Raw genomic sequence first — 17,539 nt, forward strand, 5'->3', positions numbered from 1 at the left:
GTCAGGATTTTCCCTTCAGGAAGCCGATCCGCCCGTAGAGCGCATCGCTCGCCAGCACGAACACGAAGATGATGCCCTGCAGCACCAGCACCGAGGCGTCGGGCAGGCCGAGCCGCCGCTGCAACAGGCCGCCGGAGGCCGAGATGCCGCCGAGCAGGATCGCCACCGGAATGATCGCCAGCGGATTCTGCCGCGCCAGGAACGCGACGAGGATGCCGGTGAAGCCGTAGCCGGCGGCGAGGTTGGCGTTGGTGCGGCCCTGCACGGCCGCGACCTCGATCATGCCGGCAAGCCCGGCGCAGCTGCCGGCAAGGAAGCAGATGGTCAGGATCAGCTTGCCGACGGAAAGCCCCACGATCTTGGCGGCGCGGATGTTGCCGCCGGCGACGCGCGCGGCGAAGCCGAAGGTGGTGTGATAGATCAAGATGTAGGCGGCGACGGCGGCGATCAGCCCGAACACCAGGCCCCAATGCACGTCGGTGCCGGGAATGCTGCCGATCATGTTGGCGGCGCCGATCTCGCGCGTCGATGGTTTGTTGAGGCTCGCCGGATCGCGCATCGGCCCCTCGACCAGATGGTTGAGGATCGCCAGCGCGATATAGACCAGCAGCAGGCTCGAAATCGTCTCGTTGACCCCGCGATATTGCCGTAGTCCGCCGGACAGCGTGATCCACAGCCCGCCGCCGATCATGCCCGCGATCACCATCGCGATCTGTACCACGATCGGCGCCGCGCCTTGCACAGCCAGGGCGGCTGCGGTCGCCGACAGCGCGCCGATCAGGAGCGCGCCTTCGCCACCGATGATCACCATGCCGAGCTGCGCCGGCAGCGCCGTGCACAGCGCGGTCAGGATCAAGGGCGCGGCGCGGGTCAGCGTGTTCTGCCACGAGAACCAGGTGCCGAACGCGCCGTAATACATGTAGAAATAGAGGTCGAGCGGGTTCTTGCCGTAGAGCGCGACAAAGCCGCCGAATACCGCGAGCGCGCCGATCAGCGCCGCGCCCGGGATCAGGATGTACTCGATGCTCGCGCCGTAGCGCTGGAGAAATCCGGGATCGGCGGCCGGAGCAACGCCGCCGGCCGCCTCCACCGATTCCGCCGCCTCCGTCGTCACGCGGTGGCTCCGATCACGCCCTCGACCAGATAATCCATCTTCTCGAGTTCGGGATCCTGCTGGCCGCGGTCGGTGCCACCAGCGATCACCGTCTTGCCCTTGTTGTCGGCGATCGGGCCTTTGAAGATGGTGAACTCGCCGGCCATGAACTTGGCCTTGACGTCGTCGGCATGCTTGCGCGCTTCCGCCGAGACCATCTCGCCATAGGGCGAGACCTTGACGATCTCTTCCTTCAGGCCGCCGCGATAGAAGTTCGGGATCGCTTCGCCCGCCGTGATCATCTTGACGAATTTCGGATAGAGCGCCTCCCAATTCCACTCGGCGCCGGTCAGATAGGCCTTCGGCGCCAGCGGCGACTGGTTGACGTGATAGCCGCAGACCATGGCGCCGCGGCGCGCGGCGTTCTCGACCATCGTCTTCGGTCCGTCGACATGGCAGGTCAGCACGTCGACGCCCTGGTCGATCAGGCTGTTGGTCGCCTCGGCTTCCTTGACCGGCATCGACCAGTCGCCGGTGAAGATCACCTGCGTGGTCGCCTTCGGATTGGCGAGCCGGGCGCCGAGCGTGAACGCGTTGATGTTGCGCAGCACCTGCGGGATCGGCTTGGCCGCGACGAAGCCGAGCTTGCTGCTCTTGGTCGAATAGCCGGCGACGATGCCGGAGATGTATTGGGCTTCGTCGATGTAGCCGAAATAGCTGCCGGCGCTCTTCGGGTCCTTGTCCGACCACAGGCCGCCGCAATGCTCGAAACGTAGTTTCGGAAACTTGGCCGCCATCTTGAGCACGTGCGGGTTGTAGTAGCCGAACGAGGTCGGAAACAGCAGCGTCGCGCCGTCGAGGTTGATCATGGACTCGATGGTCTTCTCGACCGCATCGGTCTCCGGCACCTTCTCTTCCTCGACCACCTTGATGCCGGGCAGCTTCTTCACCGCCGCCGCGCCCTGGGCGTGGGCCTGGTTGTAGCCGTAGTCGTCGCGCGACCCGACATAGATGAAGCCGATCGTGGTTTCCGCTGCAGCCGCGCCGCGAATGCCGACCGTGCCGCCGAGCGCCAGCGCGGCGCTTCCCTGCAATAAATTCCGTCTTGAAATCCTGCCAAAATCCATCGCGTGCTCCCTCCGGCGGGGTCCGGCCCGCCTGTCCTTGTCGCAACCGTCGTGACGGCGGCGCTCAGACGGAGTGTCGCAAGCTTCGTGCCAGAGCATGTTTGGCAATCAAGATTCGGTAAGTAATTGGATATGAATGGAAATAAGGATCAACGTGAGCGGCATCGGATGTCGATCGAGGTTGATCTGCCTATTTTATGAGCGATCAATCGCCGTTGTATGCAATGCCGTTAAGCACCCGCCAACCGCCGGGCGGCCGCTGCGCCCCCGGTCGGGATCGGCTCCGGGCACCCGATTTGCCGGCTGGTGAATCGGACCGGGCCTGCTACGAGTGAAGCGGGCTGCGGCGTCGGGTTGGACTGATGGGAAACAGTATGAGCGAGAAGAAACCGTCCTCGAATCCGTCCTGCCTTGGCGACGCGATCGTGGCGCGGATCGATCAACTCGCGACAATCTCCGAGACGCCGGAGCAACTGGCGCGCGTCTTCCTCACCGACGAGCATCGCAAGGCGGCCGATCTCATCCTGTCCTGGATGCGCGAGGCCGGCATGAGTGCGCATCTCGACGCCATCGGCAATGTCTGTGGGCGCTACGAGGGCGAGCGGCCGCACCTGCCGGCCCTGATGCTCGGCTCGCATTACGACACCGTGCGCGACGCCGGCAGATGGGACGGCCCGCTCGGCGTCATCACCGCGATCGCTTGCGTCGCCGATCTGAACCGGCGCGGCAGGCGGCTGCCATTCGCGATCGAGATCGTGGGTTTTGCCGACGAGGAGGGCGTGCGCTTCGCCTCGACCCTGCTCGGCAGCCGCGCGGTGGCCGGTACGTTCGATGAGAGCGTGCTCAACACGCGCGATCGGGCCGGAACGTCGATGCGCGACGCGCTGATCGCCTTCGGGCTCGATCCCGATCATATCGGCAAGGCGGCGCGCGCCCGCCGCGAGCTGTTCGGCTATGTCGAGCTGCACATCGAACAGGGCCCCGTGCTGGAAGAGAAGGCGCTGCCGGTCGGCGTCGTCACCGCGATTTCAGGCGCGACCCGGCTCGCCGCCAATCTCACCGGCGTCGCCGGCCATGCCGGCACTGTGCCGATGCCGCTGCGGCGTGACGCGCTGGCGGGCGCCGCCGAATGCATCGTCGCGATCGAGGAATTCTGCAGGAGCGACGAAGCCGGCCTGGTCGGCACCGTCGGCTATATCGACGCCATGCCCGGCGCCACCAACGTGATATCAGGCAAGGTGTCCTTTACGATGGACATCCGCTCGCAGAGCGACATGCATCGCAAGCGCGCGGTTGCCGACATCGTGCGGCAGATCGAGGCGATCGCAAGACGCCGCGAGCTCGCACTGCAGATCGATGTCACCCATGAGAACCGCAGCGTGCCCTGCGCGCCGTGGCTGAAAACCCAGATCGCCGAGGCCGTCGCGGCCGAGGGCCATGCCGTGTTCGAGCTGCCGAGCGGGGCAGGGCATGACGGGATGGCAATGGTCGATGTCGCCGATATCGGCATGATCTTCGTGCGCTGCCGCGGCGGCATCAGCCACAATCCGGCCGAACACGTCGAACTCGCCGATGCCGACACCGCCGCGCGGGTGCTGCTGCGTGTCATCGAGAATTTCCGGCCGCGCGACGCGGCGAACAGCTGAAGCTGGCGCGCTTGGCGGTCAGTGCCGCATCGGCATGCGCGGTACCCTGCCTTGATTTCGCCATGGTCCGGCTCGTGCCGAATTTGGACAGGTCTGACCGCCGCTCCCGGCCTGGTTGAGGCTCTTTGCGGGCTCGCCGTGAAGCGCTAGACTTGCGTCAACGGGGGAAAGGACATGAGGTCGTCCGTCGTCCAGGACGTTCAGTTCCCAAAACAACCGGCGCTGCAGCTGATCTATGACACTGCGCCGATCGGTCTTGCCTACCTTTCTCCCGATTGCCGTTACCTTCAGATCAACCAGCGGCTCACCGAGATCTGCGGCATTTCGGTCGAAGGTCATCTCGGACGTACGGTGCATGATTGCGTGCCCGCGCTGGCCACGGCGGTCGAGGGTATCGTCCGGTCGATCATGGAGACCGGAGAGCCCGTGACCGGAGTGGAGGTTTACGGCCAGCGTCCGGGCCACAATGACGAGCGATGCTGGATCACGCATTGGCATCCGCAGCGTGAACCGAACGGCAGCATCGTCGGTGTCAATGTCGCGGCCGAAGAGATCACGGATCGCAAGCGCAGCGAACGCGAGATCCGTGCCGCCCGCGACGCGGCCGAGAAGGCCTTGCACCATCTGCAGGAGACCCAGGCGTCCCTGATCGAGGCGGAAAAGCTTGCGGCGCTGGGACGGCTGGTGGCGGGCGTCGCGCACGAGATCAACAGTCCGGTCGGCACCAGCCTCACGGTCGCCTCGGTCCTTGAGCAGAAATGCGCCGACTTCGCCGCCGAAGCGGCGCGCGGCAAGCTGAAGCGCTCCAGCCTGAGCGATTTCATCGAGGTTGTCGAAAGCGCATCGTCGCTGCTGGTCGGCAATCTCAAGCGCGCCGCGGATCTTGTGCAATCATTCAAGCAGGTGGCCGTCGATCGAAGCTATTTCGACCGCAGCCGGTTCGATCTCGGCAAGGCGACCGAGCAGGTGCTTTCGAACCTGCGGCCGGCCTTGCCGAAGAACAATCTGGCGCTCGAGGTCGATTGCCCGCCCGGTCTTGCGATGAACAGCTATCCCGGCCCTTACGGCCAGGTGCTGACCAATCTGTTCGTCAATTCGGTCGCGCACGCCTTTCCGGATGGCAAAGGCGGCACCATTGCGATCCGGCTGCGTGCGTCAGGCACAGACCACGTGAAAATCCTGTTCGCCGACGATGGCTGCGGGATGGACCGCGACGTGCTGCGGCAAGCCTTCGATCCATTCTTCACCACGCGCCGCGACATCGGCCGGATCGGGCTCGGCCTCCACATCGTCCACAATATCGTCACCAACCGGCTGGGCGGAGAGCTCCATCTCGACAGTTCCCCGGGCAGGGGGACGAGCGTCCGGATCACGCTGCCACGCGTGGCGCCGCAGCGCGGGACCGACAGTTGACGCCCAAAGGGGGCGTCGAGAAGGAAATACTCCCCGGCCTCCGGACCGGAAAAGGTCCTTCCAAGTAACCGCCGCAAAAGGCATTCCACTACCCTTGCTTCCGGCCCCATCGTCGCGACATTCTCCTGACATTCCCTGGTGGTCACGACATGAGCCAATCCGCATTCGATCCCTTCGGCGAGCCGGTCCCCGCGGTCGATCCTTCGATCGCGAGCGAGGGCGTGTCGAAATGGCTGAAGACCGCAGGCACCAGCGTGTTCTGGGTGCTGGTGGCCGGCATCGTGCTGGCCCGCGCCGTCTATTTCGAGCCCGGCGTGTTCAGCTTCGAGCGTGCCGTTGCCTGGGCGCAGGGTCTGTTCGCCGCGCTCTAGCCGCCGGCATCCGCGGCGCCGTCTTCGCCGCTTGCGTCTCCCGAATGATCCCCTCGAACGCGACCGCCGCCGGCACGTCCAGCCGGCCGGGCGATTTCAGCTGCCAGAGCGTGCGCTCGATGTGGACGCCCTTGATCGGGATTACCCGCAATTTCCCAAGCCTGACCTGATCGTCGATCGTCGCAACAGACACGATGGCGACGCCGACGCCTGATGCCACCGCCTGCTTGATCGCCTCGGTGCTGCCGATCTCGAGCGTCCGCTGCGGCTCGACGCGGTGGGCGGCGAGCGCCTGCGCGACCACCTCGCGGGTGCCTGAGCCCGGCTCGCGCACGATCAGGATCTCATCGTTCAGCGAGCGAATGTCGATTGGCGCTTGAGCCGCCGCGAAGCGGTGATCGGGTGCCGCGATCAGCGCCATCACATCGGTGCGCCAGGCTGCGCTGGTCAGGTTCTCGTCCTCCACCGGCCCCTCGACCAGGGCGATCTCGATCTCATGCCCCAGCATCAGCGCGGCGATATCGAAGGTGTTGGCGCTCACCACATGCAGGTCGATGCCGGGAAAGGCGCGGTGGAAGACGCCGAGATATTCCGGGATCATATAGGTCGCGATCGTCGTGCTGGCGCCGATGCGCAGCGAGCCGCTGTCGAGGTTGCGCAGCGCCTGCAACTCGTCCTCGGCGGCACGCTCGGCCGCGAACAGCGTTTCGGCATGCCGCGCCAGCGCCGCGCCCTCCCGGGTCGGTCGCACCCCCTTCGGCGTGCGGTCGAGCAGACGGCAGCCGACCTGCAGCTCAAAATCCCGCACGCCCTTGGAGATCGCCGGCTGGCTGATGTGCAGGAGCTCGGCGGCGCGGGAGAAACTCCCCGTTTTCGCCACGGCCGCGAACAGGCGGAGCAGATGCAGGTTGAGGGACATAACTTCTCTCTATCGGGGCAGTCCGAAAATATATTAGCCAAGCGGCGTCCTCTGGCGCATAAAATCTTCTCCGAAAAGAGGATTCCGTGCCGGAACAAGAACGAGACCAGGGGCAGAAGCAGGGGGCGCTGAAGCGCATTTTCCGGCTCATTCCGGGCATTCTGCTCTGCGGGGTGGTCACGGTCATCTCGCTCGGCATCCAGGCCGCCGAGGAGCGCGTTTTCGACCATCCCTATATCGAGGCGCTGGTGGTCGCGATCCTGCTCGGCATGGCGGTGCGCACCGCCTGGGCGCCATCGGAGCGCTGGCGCTCGGGCATTGCCTTCAGCGCCAAGCAGCTGCTCGAGGTCGCGGTGATGTTGCTCGGCGCGTCGATCAGCTTCGCCGCGATCGTGGCCTCGGGTTATGTCCTGATCGGCGCCATCGCCGTGACCGTCGTGATCATGCTGGCGGTGAGCTATGGGCTGAGCCGCCTGCTCGGGCTCAAGACCAAACTTGCGATCCTGATCGCCTGCGGCAATTCGATCTGCGGCAACTCCGCGATCGCAGCGGTGGCGCCCGTGATCGGGGCCGATGGCGACGACATCGCCTCGTCGATCTCGTTCACCGCCATTCTGGGCGTGCTGATGGTGCTCGGCTTGCCGCTGCTGATCCCGCTGTTGAAGCTGACCGCGACGCAATACGGCATCCTCGCCGGGCTCACGGTCTATGCCGTGCCGCAGGTGCTGGCGGCGACCGTGCCGGCCGGCATCGTCTCGACCCAGATCGGCACGCTGGTGAAGTTGGTGCGGGTGTTGATGCTGGGCCCGATCGTGGTCGGTCTCTCACTGTTCGTGGCGCGGCGGCGCAAGGCCGGTACCGCCAAGGCCGGCGACACAAAGGCGGCGTCGATCAGCCCGTTCAAGCTGGTGCCCTGGTTCATCATCGGCTTTCTGGTGCTGGCCGCGCTGCGCTCGTTCCAGCTCGTGCCTGACATCGCGATTGTGCCGGTCACCAAGACGGCGGCGATCCTCACCGTCGTCTCGATGGCAGCCCTTGGGCTCGGCGTCGATGTGCGCGTGCTCTCGACCGTCGGCGGCCGGGTGACAGCAGCGGTCACGCTGTCGCTGCTGCTACTGCTGGGCCTCAGCATCGGCCTCGTGCATTTCTTCAAGTAGAGCATGATGAGATCAGGTTGAGCTGGAAGGGTGTCGAAAGTTCACCTCTCCCTTGGGAGAGGTCGATTTGCGCAGCAAATCGGGTGAGGGGTTACGGTCTATCGAAAGAGCAAGAGCCCTCACCCGGATTGCACCGGACGATGCATCGCATCGCCGAGAGCAATCCGACCTCTCCCCGACGGGGAGAGGTGAACCGAAAGCGCGGCAAGCCGAGTCAACCAAAACTCATACCGCTCTAGCCGGCTACTCGGCGGCCTTCGCGGTCTTGCCGAACACCCGTGTCGGCGCAGCAAAGCCGCAGGACGTGCCGTCGGTGATCTTGACCTGATCTTCCCAGGGCAGGCGGAAGCGGCCGGACACCATGTCCTGCATGAAGGTGTAGGGGCAATCCATCGCGCCGCCCTTCACCGCGACATAGCCGCGGTGCCAGAGCTGATAGATGTTGTTCTCGACGCCCCAGTTGATCCGCGCCTCGCGCACGAGGTCGGGCCGCACCTCGGCGGTGATGATCTCGTCGGCACGTCCCGTGGTGCCGTGCGCGATGATGCTGCCGTCGAAATTGACGATCATGCCTTCGCCCATCGAATCGAACGATCCATCCGAGCCGCACATGCAGACATTGGCTGTCACCATCAGGTTCTGGAACGCGTTGGCCTGGTTGGTGAAGCGCCAGCTGTTGCGGATCGGCGCGGTGTAGCCTGCGGTGCGGATCATGATCTCCGCGCCCTTGTAGGCGCATTCGCGCGCCATTTCCGGGAACATGCCGTCGTGACAGATGATCAGTGCGATCTTCGCGCCGTTCGGTCCGTCGATCACGGGAATGCCGATATCGCCCGGCTCCCACGGCTCGACCGGAATCCAGGGATGGAGTTTGCGATAATAGAGCTTGATCTCGCCGTGGTCGTCGATGATCAGCCCTGAATTGTAGGGATTGCCGCGCGGGTTGAACTCCATGATGGAGAAGCAGCCCCAGATCTTGTGGTCGATGCAGGCCTTCTTGAACGCCGCGACTTCAGGCCCGTCGAGCCGGCACATGATCTCCGGATTGGTGTCCATCGACAGGCCGTGCAGCGAATATTCGGGGAACACCACAAGATCCATGGTGCCGAGATTGCGCCGCGCCTTGCCGACCATCCAGACGATGCGTTCGGTCTGTCGCGCCAGATCGGCCTTGGTCGCGACCACGGGCAGTTGCAGCTGCACCAGTCCGATCACCACGCCGTTGGGTGATTTGTTGAGACCGCCAAGTCCATTCATGCCTGTCCTCCCGCTTGTTTGAGACGCTTGGGTCTTTTCGCGAACGATCAACGTCGTTCGATCCGGCTCTCGGCTAGCAACGATCATGCCAGCATCATTGTTGCATGATGGCATGCGGTTTGCTTAATCAGGCGCGGGTCTTTTCGCATTCGAGGCATGCGTCATGGCGGATTCAAGCGGGACAATCGCGGCGGAGCCGGAGCCGATCGCGCTCGACTGGAGCAAGACCGCGCTCGTCATCATCGATATGCAGCGCGATTTCATGGAGCCCGGCGGCTTCGGCGAGACGCTCGGCAACGACGTCAGCCAGCTTGCCCGCGCGGTGAGGCCGATCGCCGCGGTGCTCGCGGCGGTGCGCGACGCAGGGCTGCTCGTGGTCCACACGCGGGAGGGCCATCTGCCTGACCTCTCGGACGCGCCGCCGGCAAAGCTCGAGCGCGGCGCGCCGTCACTGCGGATCGGCGATCCCGGGCCGATGGGACGAATTCTGATCCGCGGCGAAGCCGGCCACGACATCATCCCCGAGCTCTATCCGCTCGACAGCGAGATCGTGATCGACAAGCCCGGCAAGGGCGCGTTCTACGCCACCGAATTCGGCGACATCCTGCAGAAATACGGCGTCGAGAATCTGCTGGTGTGCGGCGTCACCACCGAAGTCTGCGTCAACACAACGGTGCGCGAGGCCAACGACCGCGGCTACCGCTGCGTCGTGATCTCCGACGGCTGCGCGTCCTACTTCCCGGAATTCCACGAGATGGGCCTGAAGATGATCAAGGCCCAGGGCGGCATTTTCGGCTGGGTCGCCGATTCTGCCGCCGTGTTGAAGGCGCTCGCTGCCTAGAGCAAGATGAGATGGGATGCGGACTCATTAATGTGTGAAGACGGTCCCGGGTCGTTGCGTTCAGTGCCGAAGAATGCGAGGCGTCGTGCCGAACAGTTGAGGCCCGTACCTAGCCCTTCGCGGCGGGTACGGGCGGCACCGGCAGAATGATTTCGGAAGCGACCTTCCAGTCCTTCCCGACGCGAAGCCAATTGATGATCATTAGAAACGGCCTGGCTGTTCCATCCTGCCCCGCATAAGAGACCGTGATGTTCATCGGCACGTAGGACTCGGCGACGTCGCGCGTCAGGCCGACAACCTTGAGCTTCGAATAATCCGGCTCGAGCACGACCGGACCGGAGCTACCGATATCATGCAGCTTTTGATCAACCGCCTCGGTGCCCCAAAAGCCGGCCCAGTTCCCTTCGGACTGGATCGCGCTCTTGGCCACCAACAGGGTCGAGGGCGATTGCCAGAACATCCCATGCAGAGCCTTGAAATCGTGGTTGTTGGCCAATTCCATCAGCCTGCCGAACTTCGATTTTATCGCGCTGAGAGTAGCAGCATCCAGCGGCTCTTTCCTGACGGCGGGAGCAGACGCGACATTCCCGGTGGCAAGAGCCGAGGCAGCGAGAGTGACAAGAAGTGTCTTGTACATGCAGGAATTTCCCTTCGAATGTCTGGCTCGCGTCATGACAACACCCGCCGCGTTCCGCGATTGGTATGAGTTACCACTTCCATCGGCCGAAGGCGTCATCAGGACGTTTTAGCTCGCACATTCGCTTAGCAAGGTTGCGATTTTCGTATCGAGATTTCGGGCGACGGCAAGGGCTTCGGCGCTGCCATAATGCAGCAGATAACTCTCCATTTTGTCATAAGAGACGTGCACGCCATCGGGACGCTCATCGATGAGCACAGTGACTGGAGCGTAGGATCCAGCATCGGGCACGTGCTTGACCATTTCTTTCATGATGAGTGGATTGCCGATCACAAGCCGTATGATCCTGGGCGTCTTGGATCCGGTTTCGCGACGTAGAATGTCGCCCAGGTCAAATTCTGCGAAGAGCATAAGGTCTGTTCGGCCGAGGCCGCTTTGTACAACGCGCTCCAAATCCGGGAAGGATTTTGTCGCCCTCGTCTCCTTGAAAAATTCGACCATGTTGGGGTGCCCGACCGCAGACTTGAGCGCAGCCACAACAGCGTCGAATGGTTTTGAGCTCGTGAGGCTGAAACGCTCCACCTCGACTTTGACGATTGTCATTTGTCCTCCGTAACAACTCTCATGGATAAAGTGCCTGATCGCGTCGGAACGCGCCGGGTGTCATACAGCCGCGGACTGCGCATCCACGAAGGTCCGGACGTGGCTGACGAACATCTCGTGGTGCTGAAACAGGGCGCCGTGCCCTGAATCGGGATAGAGGACCAGCTGAGCGTTGCTGAGCTCCTTGAACATTGCGTAGGCGTTGTTCGCGGGCAGCATCGTGTCGTGGCTGCCGCTGACCACAAGGGCGGGTTGGTGGATGGCGCGCAGAATGGCGTGCCCGGGGTCAGGTGTGGCGCACCATGTGATCAGCGCCTTGGCCTGCGGATCGGTTACCGCGCTGCCGTTATCGGTGTCCCGATCGTCCTTGCGCACCTTCGTCCGCTTCAGGAAGGCCAAGCCGGACGACCGGCTGGCGGATGAATTTGTGAAGAACAGCGGCAGACGGGGATCCGGCGCATCGGTTTGCGAAAACGCTTCCCGCAGAACCGCCAGCAGGTGTTCCTCTCCGCCTTTCGGCGCGGTACCGACGAGGATGAGCTTGCGGACGAGCCGTCCGTGCTCGGCGGCGATCTGCTGGGCGATGCAGCCGCCGAGGGAAAAGCCCAGCAGGTCGACCTCAGAAAGACCGAGCAGATTGATGAAGGCGACTGCATCTCTTGCCATCGCTGCGATATTGTCGGGCGTTTGGCCGGTCGAGCGACCGACCCCGGCGTTGTCGAATGCGATTACAGGGCGATCGGTGGCGAGAGCGTTGACGACGGCGGGATCCCATGCATCGATGTTGCCCGAGAAGTGCTGCAGGAGAACAAGCGGCGTTCCGGTAGCGGAGCCGAGGCGGCGATAGGCGAAGCGGATTCCGTGGCCTTCGATGTAGCGGGTCGGCGCCGTTTCGAGCGTGGCGGCGTCCTGGCTCGCGATGTCGGGTTGAGTCATGTCATCCTCCGGATGCTTGGCATAAAATATTCGAGTGGGGGACCGGCGCGACGCAGCGACCGAGGCCTTCCTTCGGGAGGCGCTGGCGCTTCCGCGGCCTTGGCTGGTTTTCGCCGTCGCGGTCCGATGAGTACTGAATTCTCTGAGCGAGCGTGCGCACTCCCGGCGCGAAAGCGCCGGGAGCGGTACCGTCACTTCGAGAGCGCGGCCTTTTCGATGACCTCGGCAACTTGCTTCGCATGGACGACGAGCGAGGCATGGCTGCCGGCGACTTCCGTGGTCTGAGCCTTCATCCTGGCTGCGAACGACTTCTGGGCCTCGGGCGCGAGGACTTTGTCCTTCGTGCTGATGACATAGAACGTCGGCTTGTCGTGCCAGGCCGCAATGTCGACGGGGGCTTCGAACGCAACGTGATTCAACGGAAGCTGCGAGTTGGCCAGGTGCTCAGCGATTTCCGGAGGAAGGTCGGCCGCGACGGCTGACGGAAACACTTTGGGATCGATGTACAAATTGCCCTTCGCGTCGGGATGGATCGCATTGCCGCCTTCGGTCGGCGGGCCGGCCTTTGCCAGCGACGCCAGGGATTCGCCCACCTCCGGCGCGAAGGCGGAAACATAGACCAGCGCCGAGACCTTGGGATCGTTGCCGGCTTCCGTGATCACCACGCCGCCCCATGAATGGCCGACGAGAACGGTCTTGCCATCCTGCTTCGCAAGCGCCTGTTTGGTGGCATCGACATCAGCGGCGAGCGAGGTGAGCGGATTTTCCACGAGCGTGACGCTGTAGCCCTTCTTCGTGAGAATATCGGCAACGGGCTGCCAGCTCGTCTGGTCCACGAAAGCGCCGTGCACGAGCACGATGTTGTGGGCTGCTCCCTTGGGCAGTTCGGCGGAATGGGCGGAGCCGACCAAGGTCGATCCGGCCAGGAGTGCGGTGGCGGCTGAGAGGAGGATATTTCGCATTGATTGTTCCTGTTGGCATGTCGGACGAACACTGTCCGGGGGACTGGACAGGCGTTTCCCAGCAAGGTCGCGGTTCTTCCATCTGCCGTTGGCTAAATGGTTGCCGTACGTGATGTCGGCCCGCCGCGACGTGACCTATTCCGCCGGCCTTTCGGACGATAGAGATCAATCGTCCGGATGTTGTGTCCTATCGTCCACCGGTCTAATCTCGGCGACATGGATATCCTCGCCCAAGTGCTCGATCGCGTTCGTCTCAGCGGGACGCTGCTCTTTCACTTCGAGCTCGGCCATCCCTGGCATCTTGAGTTGCCGGCGCGCCCCTACGCCCTGTTTCACTATCTCAGCCAGGGCTCGGCGACCTTCGCGCTCGAACAGGGAGAGGAAATCCAGATGACCGAGGGCGATTTTGTCGTCATCACACGCGGAGAGCCCCACGTCTTTTATTCGGATCGCCGGGCCGAGCCGTTGCGGATTATGGATATCGATCGATCGTCGCCGCGTCTTGGCGTCGTTCGTCACGGCGGCCGTGCAAAGCCGCTCTCGACCATGATTTGCGGAAATTTCACGGTGTCACGGCCACTGTTTGGTAGCGTGCTGGAGCTACTTCCGCCCGTGCTCCTGCTGAAGCCGACGGCGGACGGTGGTTGGCTTGAAGCAATCTTGCGCCGCATGGTCAGCGAGTCCGCGCTCGAGCGTCCTGGCCAACGCGTCGCGCTTTCACGACTGACGGAAGTGCTCTTTGTCGAGGTGCTCCGAAACTGGATCGCGTCTCTCAGCCCCGGACAAGGCGGCTGGCTCGGGGCCATATCTGATCCGCATATCGGACCGGCGCTCAAGCTGATTCACGAAAACCCGGAGCGCCCCTGGACCCTGAGCGACCTTGGCCACCGCGTGGGGCTCGGCCGCTCGGTATTTTCCGCGCGCTTTACCAGGCTCGTCGGCCAGTCCATGCACCGCTATGTGATCGAACGCCGGATGGCGGAAGCAGCGTTCCTGCTCGAAACCAGCGACGAGCCGATCGCACGAATTGCGAGCCGGGTCGGTTACGAGACAGCGGCAGCGTTTTCGAAGCTGTTCCACCGGCATCACGGCCTATCGCCTGGCCGGTACCGAGCGGCTCGACGATCTGACGGCGGAGGAAGGCAAGGGGACGTTCAGGAAGCAGAAGTTGCCGAATGCCCTTGGCCCAGATGTCCGCATTTCGGAATATTAGAAGAATGTGCCTGAGTTGCCCGACGTGTCAAGTTGCCTGGTCGAACGCCGGACGCCGCCGGCTACTTTGCATGGGGTTGTTTTCGATATTTTGGCAGCGCGCCCTGCGACGGCCCCATAAGTTCATATCGCTCTAACCGCCTTTCACCGCGCCGGCGGTGAGCCCGGCGACGATCTGCCGCTGCGCCATCACGGTGAGCAGCAACACCGGTGCCGTCACGATCAGCGCGGCGGCGGCGAGCGGGCCCCAGCTCAGCTGGTCGAACGAGATCATGTTGTAGACTGCGACCGGCAGCGTGCGGGTCTCGCGCCCGGCCAGCACGATGCCGAACACGAAATTGTTCCAGGAGAAGATCACCGCGAGGATGAAGGCGACCGCGAGCCCGGGCCTGGCGATCGGCAGCGCGACATGGCGGAACACCTGCCAGCGGGTGGCGCCGTCGATCAATGCGGCTTCCTCCAGCTCCAGCGGCGTGGTCTCGAAATAGCCGATCATGATCCAGATCACGATCGGCACCGTGACCACGAGATGGATGATGATCTGCGGCACCAGCGTGCCGAGCAGGCCGAGCCACTGGAACAGCAGGAACAGCGGGATCAGGTACGACAGGCCCGGCGTGATGCGCGCGATCAGAATCACGATCGCCGATTTATGCGCGGCCATCCGGGCAATGCCGTAGCCGGCGGGCACGCCGACCAGCATCGCGAGGCCGGTGGCGCAACCGGTGACAACAAGGCTGTTGGTGAAATAGGTCAGGAAGCGGTTGGAGGCGAACACGTCGGCGTAGTTCTTCCACGCGAAATGCTCCGGGATGAACACCGGCGGATAGGAGGCGTTGTCGATCTCGAACTTCAGCGACAGCGACGCCATCCAGAGGAAGAACAGGATCGCCGGCGAGACGATGACGAACACCGACAGCCACAGCCCGATCCGGCCCAGAATCTGACGCAAAGCCATCTGACGCGGGTTCATGCGCCGTCTCCGAGCTCTGACGTCCACAGCATGCGCTTGCGTAAGTAAAGCAGCAGCGCTGCGAGCGCGACGATCAGAAGGAAGAACACCACCGCGATCGCCGAGCCGTAGCCGAGGTCGTAATAGACGAAGGCGACGCTGTAGAGATAGACGTTGATGGTTTCCGACGCCGAGCCCGGCCCGCCCTGGGTGATCGCGAAGATGATGTCGAAACTCTTCACCGCGTCGATCATGCGGATCATGCCGGCGATGAACAGGAACGGCATGATCAAAGGCAGCGTGATGAAGCGGAACACCTGCCAGAAATTGGCGCCGTCGATCTGCGCGCTCTCATAGGGTTCGGTCGGGATCGCGGCGAGGCCGCCGAGCACGATCAGCATCACCAGCGGCGTCCATTGCCAGGTCTCCACCAGCACCAGCGACGGGATCACGGTCGCCGGGTTGAACACCCAGAGCTGCGGCGGCAGGCCGACCAGCGACAGCAGATAGTTCAGCACGCCAAGCTGCGGGTGGAACATCATGGTCCACACCAGCGCGATCGCCACGGGAGTGGCCATCATCGGCATGATGAAGATGCCGCGCCAGAAGCCGCGCGCGGCGAACTTCTGGTGAAACACCACCGCCGCCAGCGTGCCGAACACCAACGGCAGCAGCACCGACAGCGCCGTGTAGGACAGCGTGTGCCCGACCGCCTCGACGAAGCGCGGATCGGTCGGCAGCCGCAAATAATTGGCAAGCCCGACGAAGGTGGTCGGCGAGCCGACCTTCCATTCCTGCATGCTCATCCAGATCGTGAACACCCACGGAAAGATGATCACCGCCAGCACCACGACGAGCGCTGGAATCACGAACGGCCAGTAGGACGGCGGACGCCATTCACGCGCCGGCGCGGCGTCTCCAGAGCCATCGGCTCTGGACTCTTGCTTTGACGCGTTTTCTTCACGCGAACCGGTACCCACTTCGCTTGAAAACGCTTTTGCCGCCGGCTCAGCCTGTGTCACCACGCTCACGCTTTTTCACTGCGCTCCAGGATCGGCCGGAATTGCTCGTGCGCCTTCTTCAGCTCGGTGGCGGGATCGGCGCCTGACAGCGTCGCGGTCAGCGCCGCACCGACGATGTCGCGGAATTCGGCGACCGGGATGATGACGGGCAGGCCGAGCTTCGAGATCTTGGCGGAGTCGATCACCGATTGCAGCCATTCCTTGGTCTTCACGCCCTTGGCGACCTCGGCATCGTCGACGATGGAGTTGCGGAACGGCACGCCGCCGCCGGCTTGCAGCAGGCGGGCGCCCTGTCCCCGCGAGACCACCCATTGGCAGAGCAGATAGGCCGCTTCCTTGTTCTTGCTCGCCGCGGCGATGCCGATGCCGTCGCCATAGGTCGAGGAGAACTTGCCCTTGGGTCCGGCGGGCACCAGCGTGTAGCCGACCTTGCCGACGATGCGCGAGGCGGCGGGATCTTCCAGTGGCGGCGCCCAGCCGTCGGCATCGATCCACATCGCCGAGCGTCCCTGCGTGAACGAGGCCATCGACTCCATCCAGTTGAAGCCGGCGACGCCGGGCGGCGCGCATTTGGTCAGCAGCCGCTGATAGAGTTTTGTGGCCTCGATCGCCTCGGGGCCGTCGGTCAGGATGTTGCCCTTGGCATCGAGGAATTCGCCGCCAAAGTTCAGGTAGAAGTTGGTCCACATCGCCATGTTGGCATTGCGCAGGCCGCGGCCGACGAAGCCGTAGATGCCTTCCTTCGGATCGGTCAGCTTTTCGGCGGCGACCGCCATCTCCTCCAGCGTCTTCGGGACCTCGACGCCCTTCTTCTGGAACAACTCCTTGTTGCAGTAGAGGATGAAATAGTCGACCGACCACGGCAGCGAGAACATCTGGCCCTTGTCGTTGCGCGCATATTGCAGGCCGGCCGCGGAGAAATCGCTCTCGATCAGGTCCGGCGGCGTCAGGCTCGGGTCCTTGAGATAGCCGCTCATATCGGCGAGCCAGCCGCCCTTCTCGAACTGCCGCTTCTGCACGTGATAGCTCAGGTGAACCACGTCGAAGCTCGGCTTGCCCGAGGACAGCTCGATGACGCATTTCTGGCGCTGCTGCTGCTCGGGAATCTGCTCCGACTCGACCTTGATGCCGGAGAGCTCGGTGAATTCCTTGATGTATTTTTGCAGATTGTCGCCACGCGGCCCCTTGGCGAGGATCACCTCGAGCGTGGTGCCGGAATATTTCTTCCAGTTGACCTCGGCGCGGGCCGGAAATCCGGTCAATCCAACCGCGCCGGCGGCGGCGGTGCCGGCCAGCATCTGCCGGCGCGAGATCAGGTGATGCGACATGTTTCTCTCCCAGACGGTTCTTGTTTGGGAGGGATACTAGCGTCTCAACTCGATCTGCCTAGT

At 63.6% G+C, this 17,539-nt stretch carries 17 protein-coding genes; 6 read left to right on the forward strand and 11 right to left on the reverse strand.

Annotation, left to right across the window (positions count from 1 at the left end; genetic code table 11):
- Nucleotide 1: 1 nt before the first annotated feature.
- Nucleotides 2-1,114 (reverse strand): ABC transporter permease, encoded by a 1,113-nt coding sequence (locus tag G6P99_RS14450; protein ID WP_029078264.1) that lies wholly within the window; start codon nucleotides 1,112-1,114, stop codon nucleotides 2-4.
- Nucleotides 1,111-2,220 (reverse strand): BMP family ABC transporter substrate-binding protein, encoded by a 1,110-nt coding sequence (locus G6P99_RS14455; RefSeq protein WP_029078263.1) that lies wholly within the window; start codon nucleotides 2,218-2,220, stop codon nucleotides 1,111-1,113. The genes G6P99_RS14450 and G6P99_RS14455 overlap by 4 nt, the downstream gene beginning before the upstream one ends.
- Nucleotides 2,221-2,594: 374 nt before the next feature.
- Here G6P99_RS14455 and G6P99_RS14460 point away from each other — a divergent pair, with 374 nt between their 5' ends.
- The 3 genes from G6P99_RS14460 to G6P99_RS14470 all read left to right on the forward strand — a co-directional run bounded on the left by G6P99_RS14460 (nucleotide 2,595) and on the right by G6P99_RS14470 (nucleotide 5,650).
- Nucleotides 2,595-3,866: an allantoate amidohydrolase gene (locus G6P99_RS14460; protein WP_035976025.1), complete on the forward strand. Its 1,272-nt coding sequence runs from the start codon at nucleotides 2,595-2,597 to the stop codon at nucleotides 3,864-3,866.
- Nucleotides 3,867-4,040: 174 nt separating this feature from the next.
- Entirely contained in the window at nucleotides 4,041-5,279 is a 1,239-nt protein-coding gene (locus G6P99_RS14465; protein WP_029078261.1) for an ATP-binding protein, read from the forward strand.
- A 149-nt stretch (nucleotides 5,280-5,428) separates the two neighbouring features.
- Entirely contained in the window at nucleotides 5,429-5,650 is a 222-nt protein-coding gene (locus tag G6P99_RS14470; RefSeq protein WP_029078260.1) for a hypothetical protein, read from the forward strand.
- Here G6P99_RS14470 and G6P99_RS14475 read toward each other — a convergent pair.
- Nucleotides 5,598-6,569, reverse strand: coding sequence for a LysR family transcriptional regulator (locus tag G6P99_RS14475; RefSeq protein ID WP_029078259.1), 972 nt, complete (start codon nucleotides 6,567-6,569; stop codon nucleotides 5,598-5,600). The two genes, G6P99_RS14470 and G6P99_RS14475, sit on opposite strands and share 53 nt — an antisense overlap.
- Before the next feature lie 86 nt (nucleotides 6,570-6,655).
- Between G6P99_RS14475 and G6P99_RS14480 the strand changes: the two genes are divergently transcribed.
- Nucleotides 6,656-7,726 (forward strand): YeiH family protein, encoded by a 1,071-nt coding sequence (locus tag G6P99_RS14480; protein ID WP_165128611.1) that lies wholly within the window; start codon nucleotides 6,656-6,658, stop codon nucleotides 7,724-7,726.
- Nucleotides 7,727-7,969: 243 nt separating this feature from the next.
- Here G6P99_RS14480 and G6P99_RS14485 read toward each other — a convergent pair whose 3' ends face one another.
- On the reverse strand, nucleotides 7,970-8,983 hold the full coding sequence (locus G6P99_RS14485; RefSeq protein ID WP_029078257.1) for a formamidase: 1,014 nt from the start codon (nucleotides 8,981-8,983) through the stop codon (nucleotides 7,970-7,972).
- Nucleotides 8,984-9,146: 163 nt separating this feature from the next.
- Between G6P99_RS14485 and G6P99_RS14490 the strand changes: the two genes are divergently transcribed.
- Complete coding sequence (locus tag G6P99_RS14490; protein WP_029078256.1) at nucleotides 9,147-9,824, forward strand: cysteine hydrolase family protein; 678 nt, start codon at nucleotides 9,147-9,149, stop codon at nucleotides 9,822-9,824.
- A gap of 109 nt (nucleotides 9,825-9,933) precedes the next feature.
- Here the strand turns inward: G6P99_RS14490 and G6P99_RS14495 are convergent, their stop codons facing one another.
- The 4 genes from G6P99_RS14495 to G6P99_RS14510 form a co-directional block, all read right to left on the reverse strand.
- Nucleotides 9,934-10,461 carry a hypothetical protein gene (locus tag G6P99_RS14495; protein WP_029078255.1) on the reverse strand — a complete coding sequence of 176 codons (528 nt, stop codon included), beginning with the start codon at nucleotides 10,459-10,461 and terminating at the stop codon, nucleotides 9,934-9,936.
- Between the two features lie 108 nt (nucleotides 10,462-10,569).
- Entirely contained in the window at nucleotides 10,570-11,064 is a 495-nt protein-coding gene (locus G6P99_RS14500; RefSeq protein WP_029078254.1) for a DUF302 domain-containing protein, read from the reverse strand.
- A gap of 60 nt (nucleotides 11,065-11,124) precedes the next feature.
- Nucleotides 11,125-12,000: an alpha/beta fold hydrolase gene (locus G6P99_RS14505; protein WP_029078253.1), complete on the reverse strand. Its 876-nt coding sequence runs from the start codon at nucleotides 11,998-12,000 to the stop codon at nucleotides 11,125-11,127.
- Nucleotides 12,001-12,191: 191 nt separating this feature from the next.
- Nucleotides 12,192-12,962: an alpha/beta fold hydrolase gene (locus G6P99_RS14510; protein WP_029078252.1), complete on the reverse strand. Its 771-nt coding sequence runs from the start codon at nucleotides 12,960-12,962 to the stop codon at nucleotides 12,192-12,194.
- A gap of 216 nt (nucleotides 12,963-13,178) precedes the next feature.
- On the opposite strand from G6P99_RS14510, the gene G6P99_RS14515 reads away from it, so the two are divergent.
- A complete protein-coding gene (locus G6P99_RS14515) occupies nucleotides 13,179-14,189 on the forward strand; it encodes an AraC family transcriptional regulator (RefSeq protein ID WP_165128613.1) in 1,011 nt (336 codons plus the stop codon).
- A 118-nt stretch (nucleotides 14,190-14,307) separates the two neighbouring features.
- Here G6P99_RS14515 and G6P99_RS14520 read toward each other — a convergent pair whose 3' ends face one another.
- The 3 genes from G6P99_RS14520 to G6P99_RS14530 all read right to left on the reverse strand — a co-directional run bounded on the left by G6P99_RS14520 (nucleotide 14,308) and on the right by G6P99_RS14530 (nucleotide 17,476).
- Complete coding sequence (locus tag G6P99_RS14520; RefSeq protein WP_029078250.1) at nucleotides 14,308-15,132, reverse strand: carbohydrate ABC transporter permease; 825 nt, start codon at nucleotides 15,130-15,132, stop codon at nucleotides 14,308-14,310.
- 11 nt (nucleotides 15,133-15,143) lie between these two features.
- Entirely contained in the window at nucleotides 15,144-15,995 is an 852-nt protein-coding gene (locus G6P99_RS14525; RefSeq protein ID WP_246709544.1) for a carbohydrate ABC transporter permease, read from the reverse strand.
- Nucleotides 15,996-16,153: 158 nt separating this feature from the next.
- Entirely contained in the window at nucleotides 16,154-17,476 is a 1,323-nt protein-coding gene (locus G6P99_RS14530; protein WP_165128617.1) for an ABC transporter substrate-binding protein, read from the reverse strand.
- Nucleotides 17,477-17,539: the final 63 nt, after the last annotated feature.

The sequence above is a fragment of the Bradyrhizobium sp. 6(2017) genome, assembly GCF_011058295.2.
GTDB lineage: Bacteria > Pseudomonadota > Alphaproteobacteria > Rhizobiales > Xanthobacteraceae > Bradyrhizobium > Bradyrhizobium septentrionale.

Bases quoted from the DNA above. Each gene is read 5' to 3' on its own strand.
- G6P99_RS14455 (WP_029078263.1), bottom strand. From the start codon at position 2,220: ATGGATTTTGGCAGGATTTCAAGACGGAATTTATTGCAGGGAAGCGCC.
- G6P99_RS14505 (WP_029078253.1), bottom strand. From the start codon at position 12,000: ATGACTCAACCCGACATCGCGAGCCAGGACGCCGCCACGCTCGAAACG.
- G6P99_RS14475 (WP_029078259.1), bottom strand. From the start codon at position 6,569: ATGTCCCTCAACCTGCATCTGCTCCGCCTGTTCGCGGCCGTGGCGAAA.
- G6P99_RS14530 (WP_165128617.1), bottom strand. From the start codon at position 17,476: ATGTCGCATCACCTGATCTCGCGCCGGCAGATGCTGGCCGGCACCGCC.
- G6P99_RS14515 (WP_165128613.1), top strand. From the start codon at position 13,179: ATGGATATCCTCGCCCAAGTGCTCGATCGCGTTCGTCTCAGCGGGACG.
- G6P99_RS14465 (WP_029078261.1), top strand. From the start codon at position 4,041: ATGAGGTCGTCCGTCGTCCAGGACGTTCAGTTCCCAAAACAACCGGCG.
- G6P99_RS14470 (WP_029078260.1), top strand. From the start codon at position 5,429: ATGAGCCAATCCGCATTCGATCCCTTCGGCGAGCCGGTCCCCGCGGTC.
- G6P99_RS14500 (WP_029078254.1), bottom strand. From the start codon at position 11,064: ATGACAATCGTCAAAGTCGAGGTGGAGCGTTTCAGCCTCACGAGCTCA.
- G6P99_RS14495 (WP_029078255.1), bottom strand. From the start codon at position 10,461: ATGTACAAGACACTTCTTGTCACTCTCGCTGCCTCGGCTCTTGCCACC.
- G6P99_RS14510 (WP_029078252.1), bottom strand. From the start codon at position 12,962: ATGCGAAATATCCTCCTCTCAGCCGCCACCGCACTCCTGGCCGGATCG.
- G6P99_RS14520 (WP_029078250.1), bottom strand. From the start codon at position 15,132: ATGGCTTTGCGTCAGATTCTGGGCCGGATCGGGCTGTGGCTGTCGGTG.
- G6P99_RS14460 (WP_035976025.1), top strand. From the start codon at position 2,595: ATGAGCGAGAAGAAACCGTCCTCGAATCCGTCCTGCCTTGGCGACGCG.
- G6P99_RS14485 (WP_029078257.1), bottom strand. From the start codon at position 8,983: ATGAATGGACTTGGCGGTCTCAACAAATCACCCAACGGCGTGGTGATC.
- G6P99_RS14490 (WP_029078256.1), top strand. From the start codon at position 9,147: ATGGCGGATTCAAGCGGGACAATCGCGGCGGAGCCGGAGCCGATCGCG.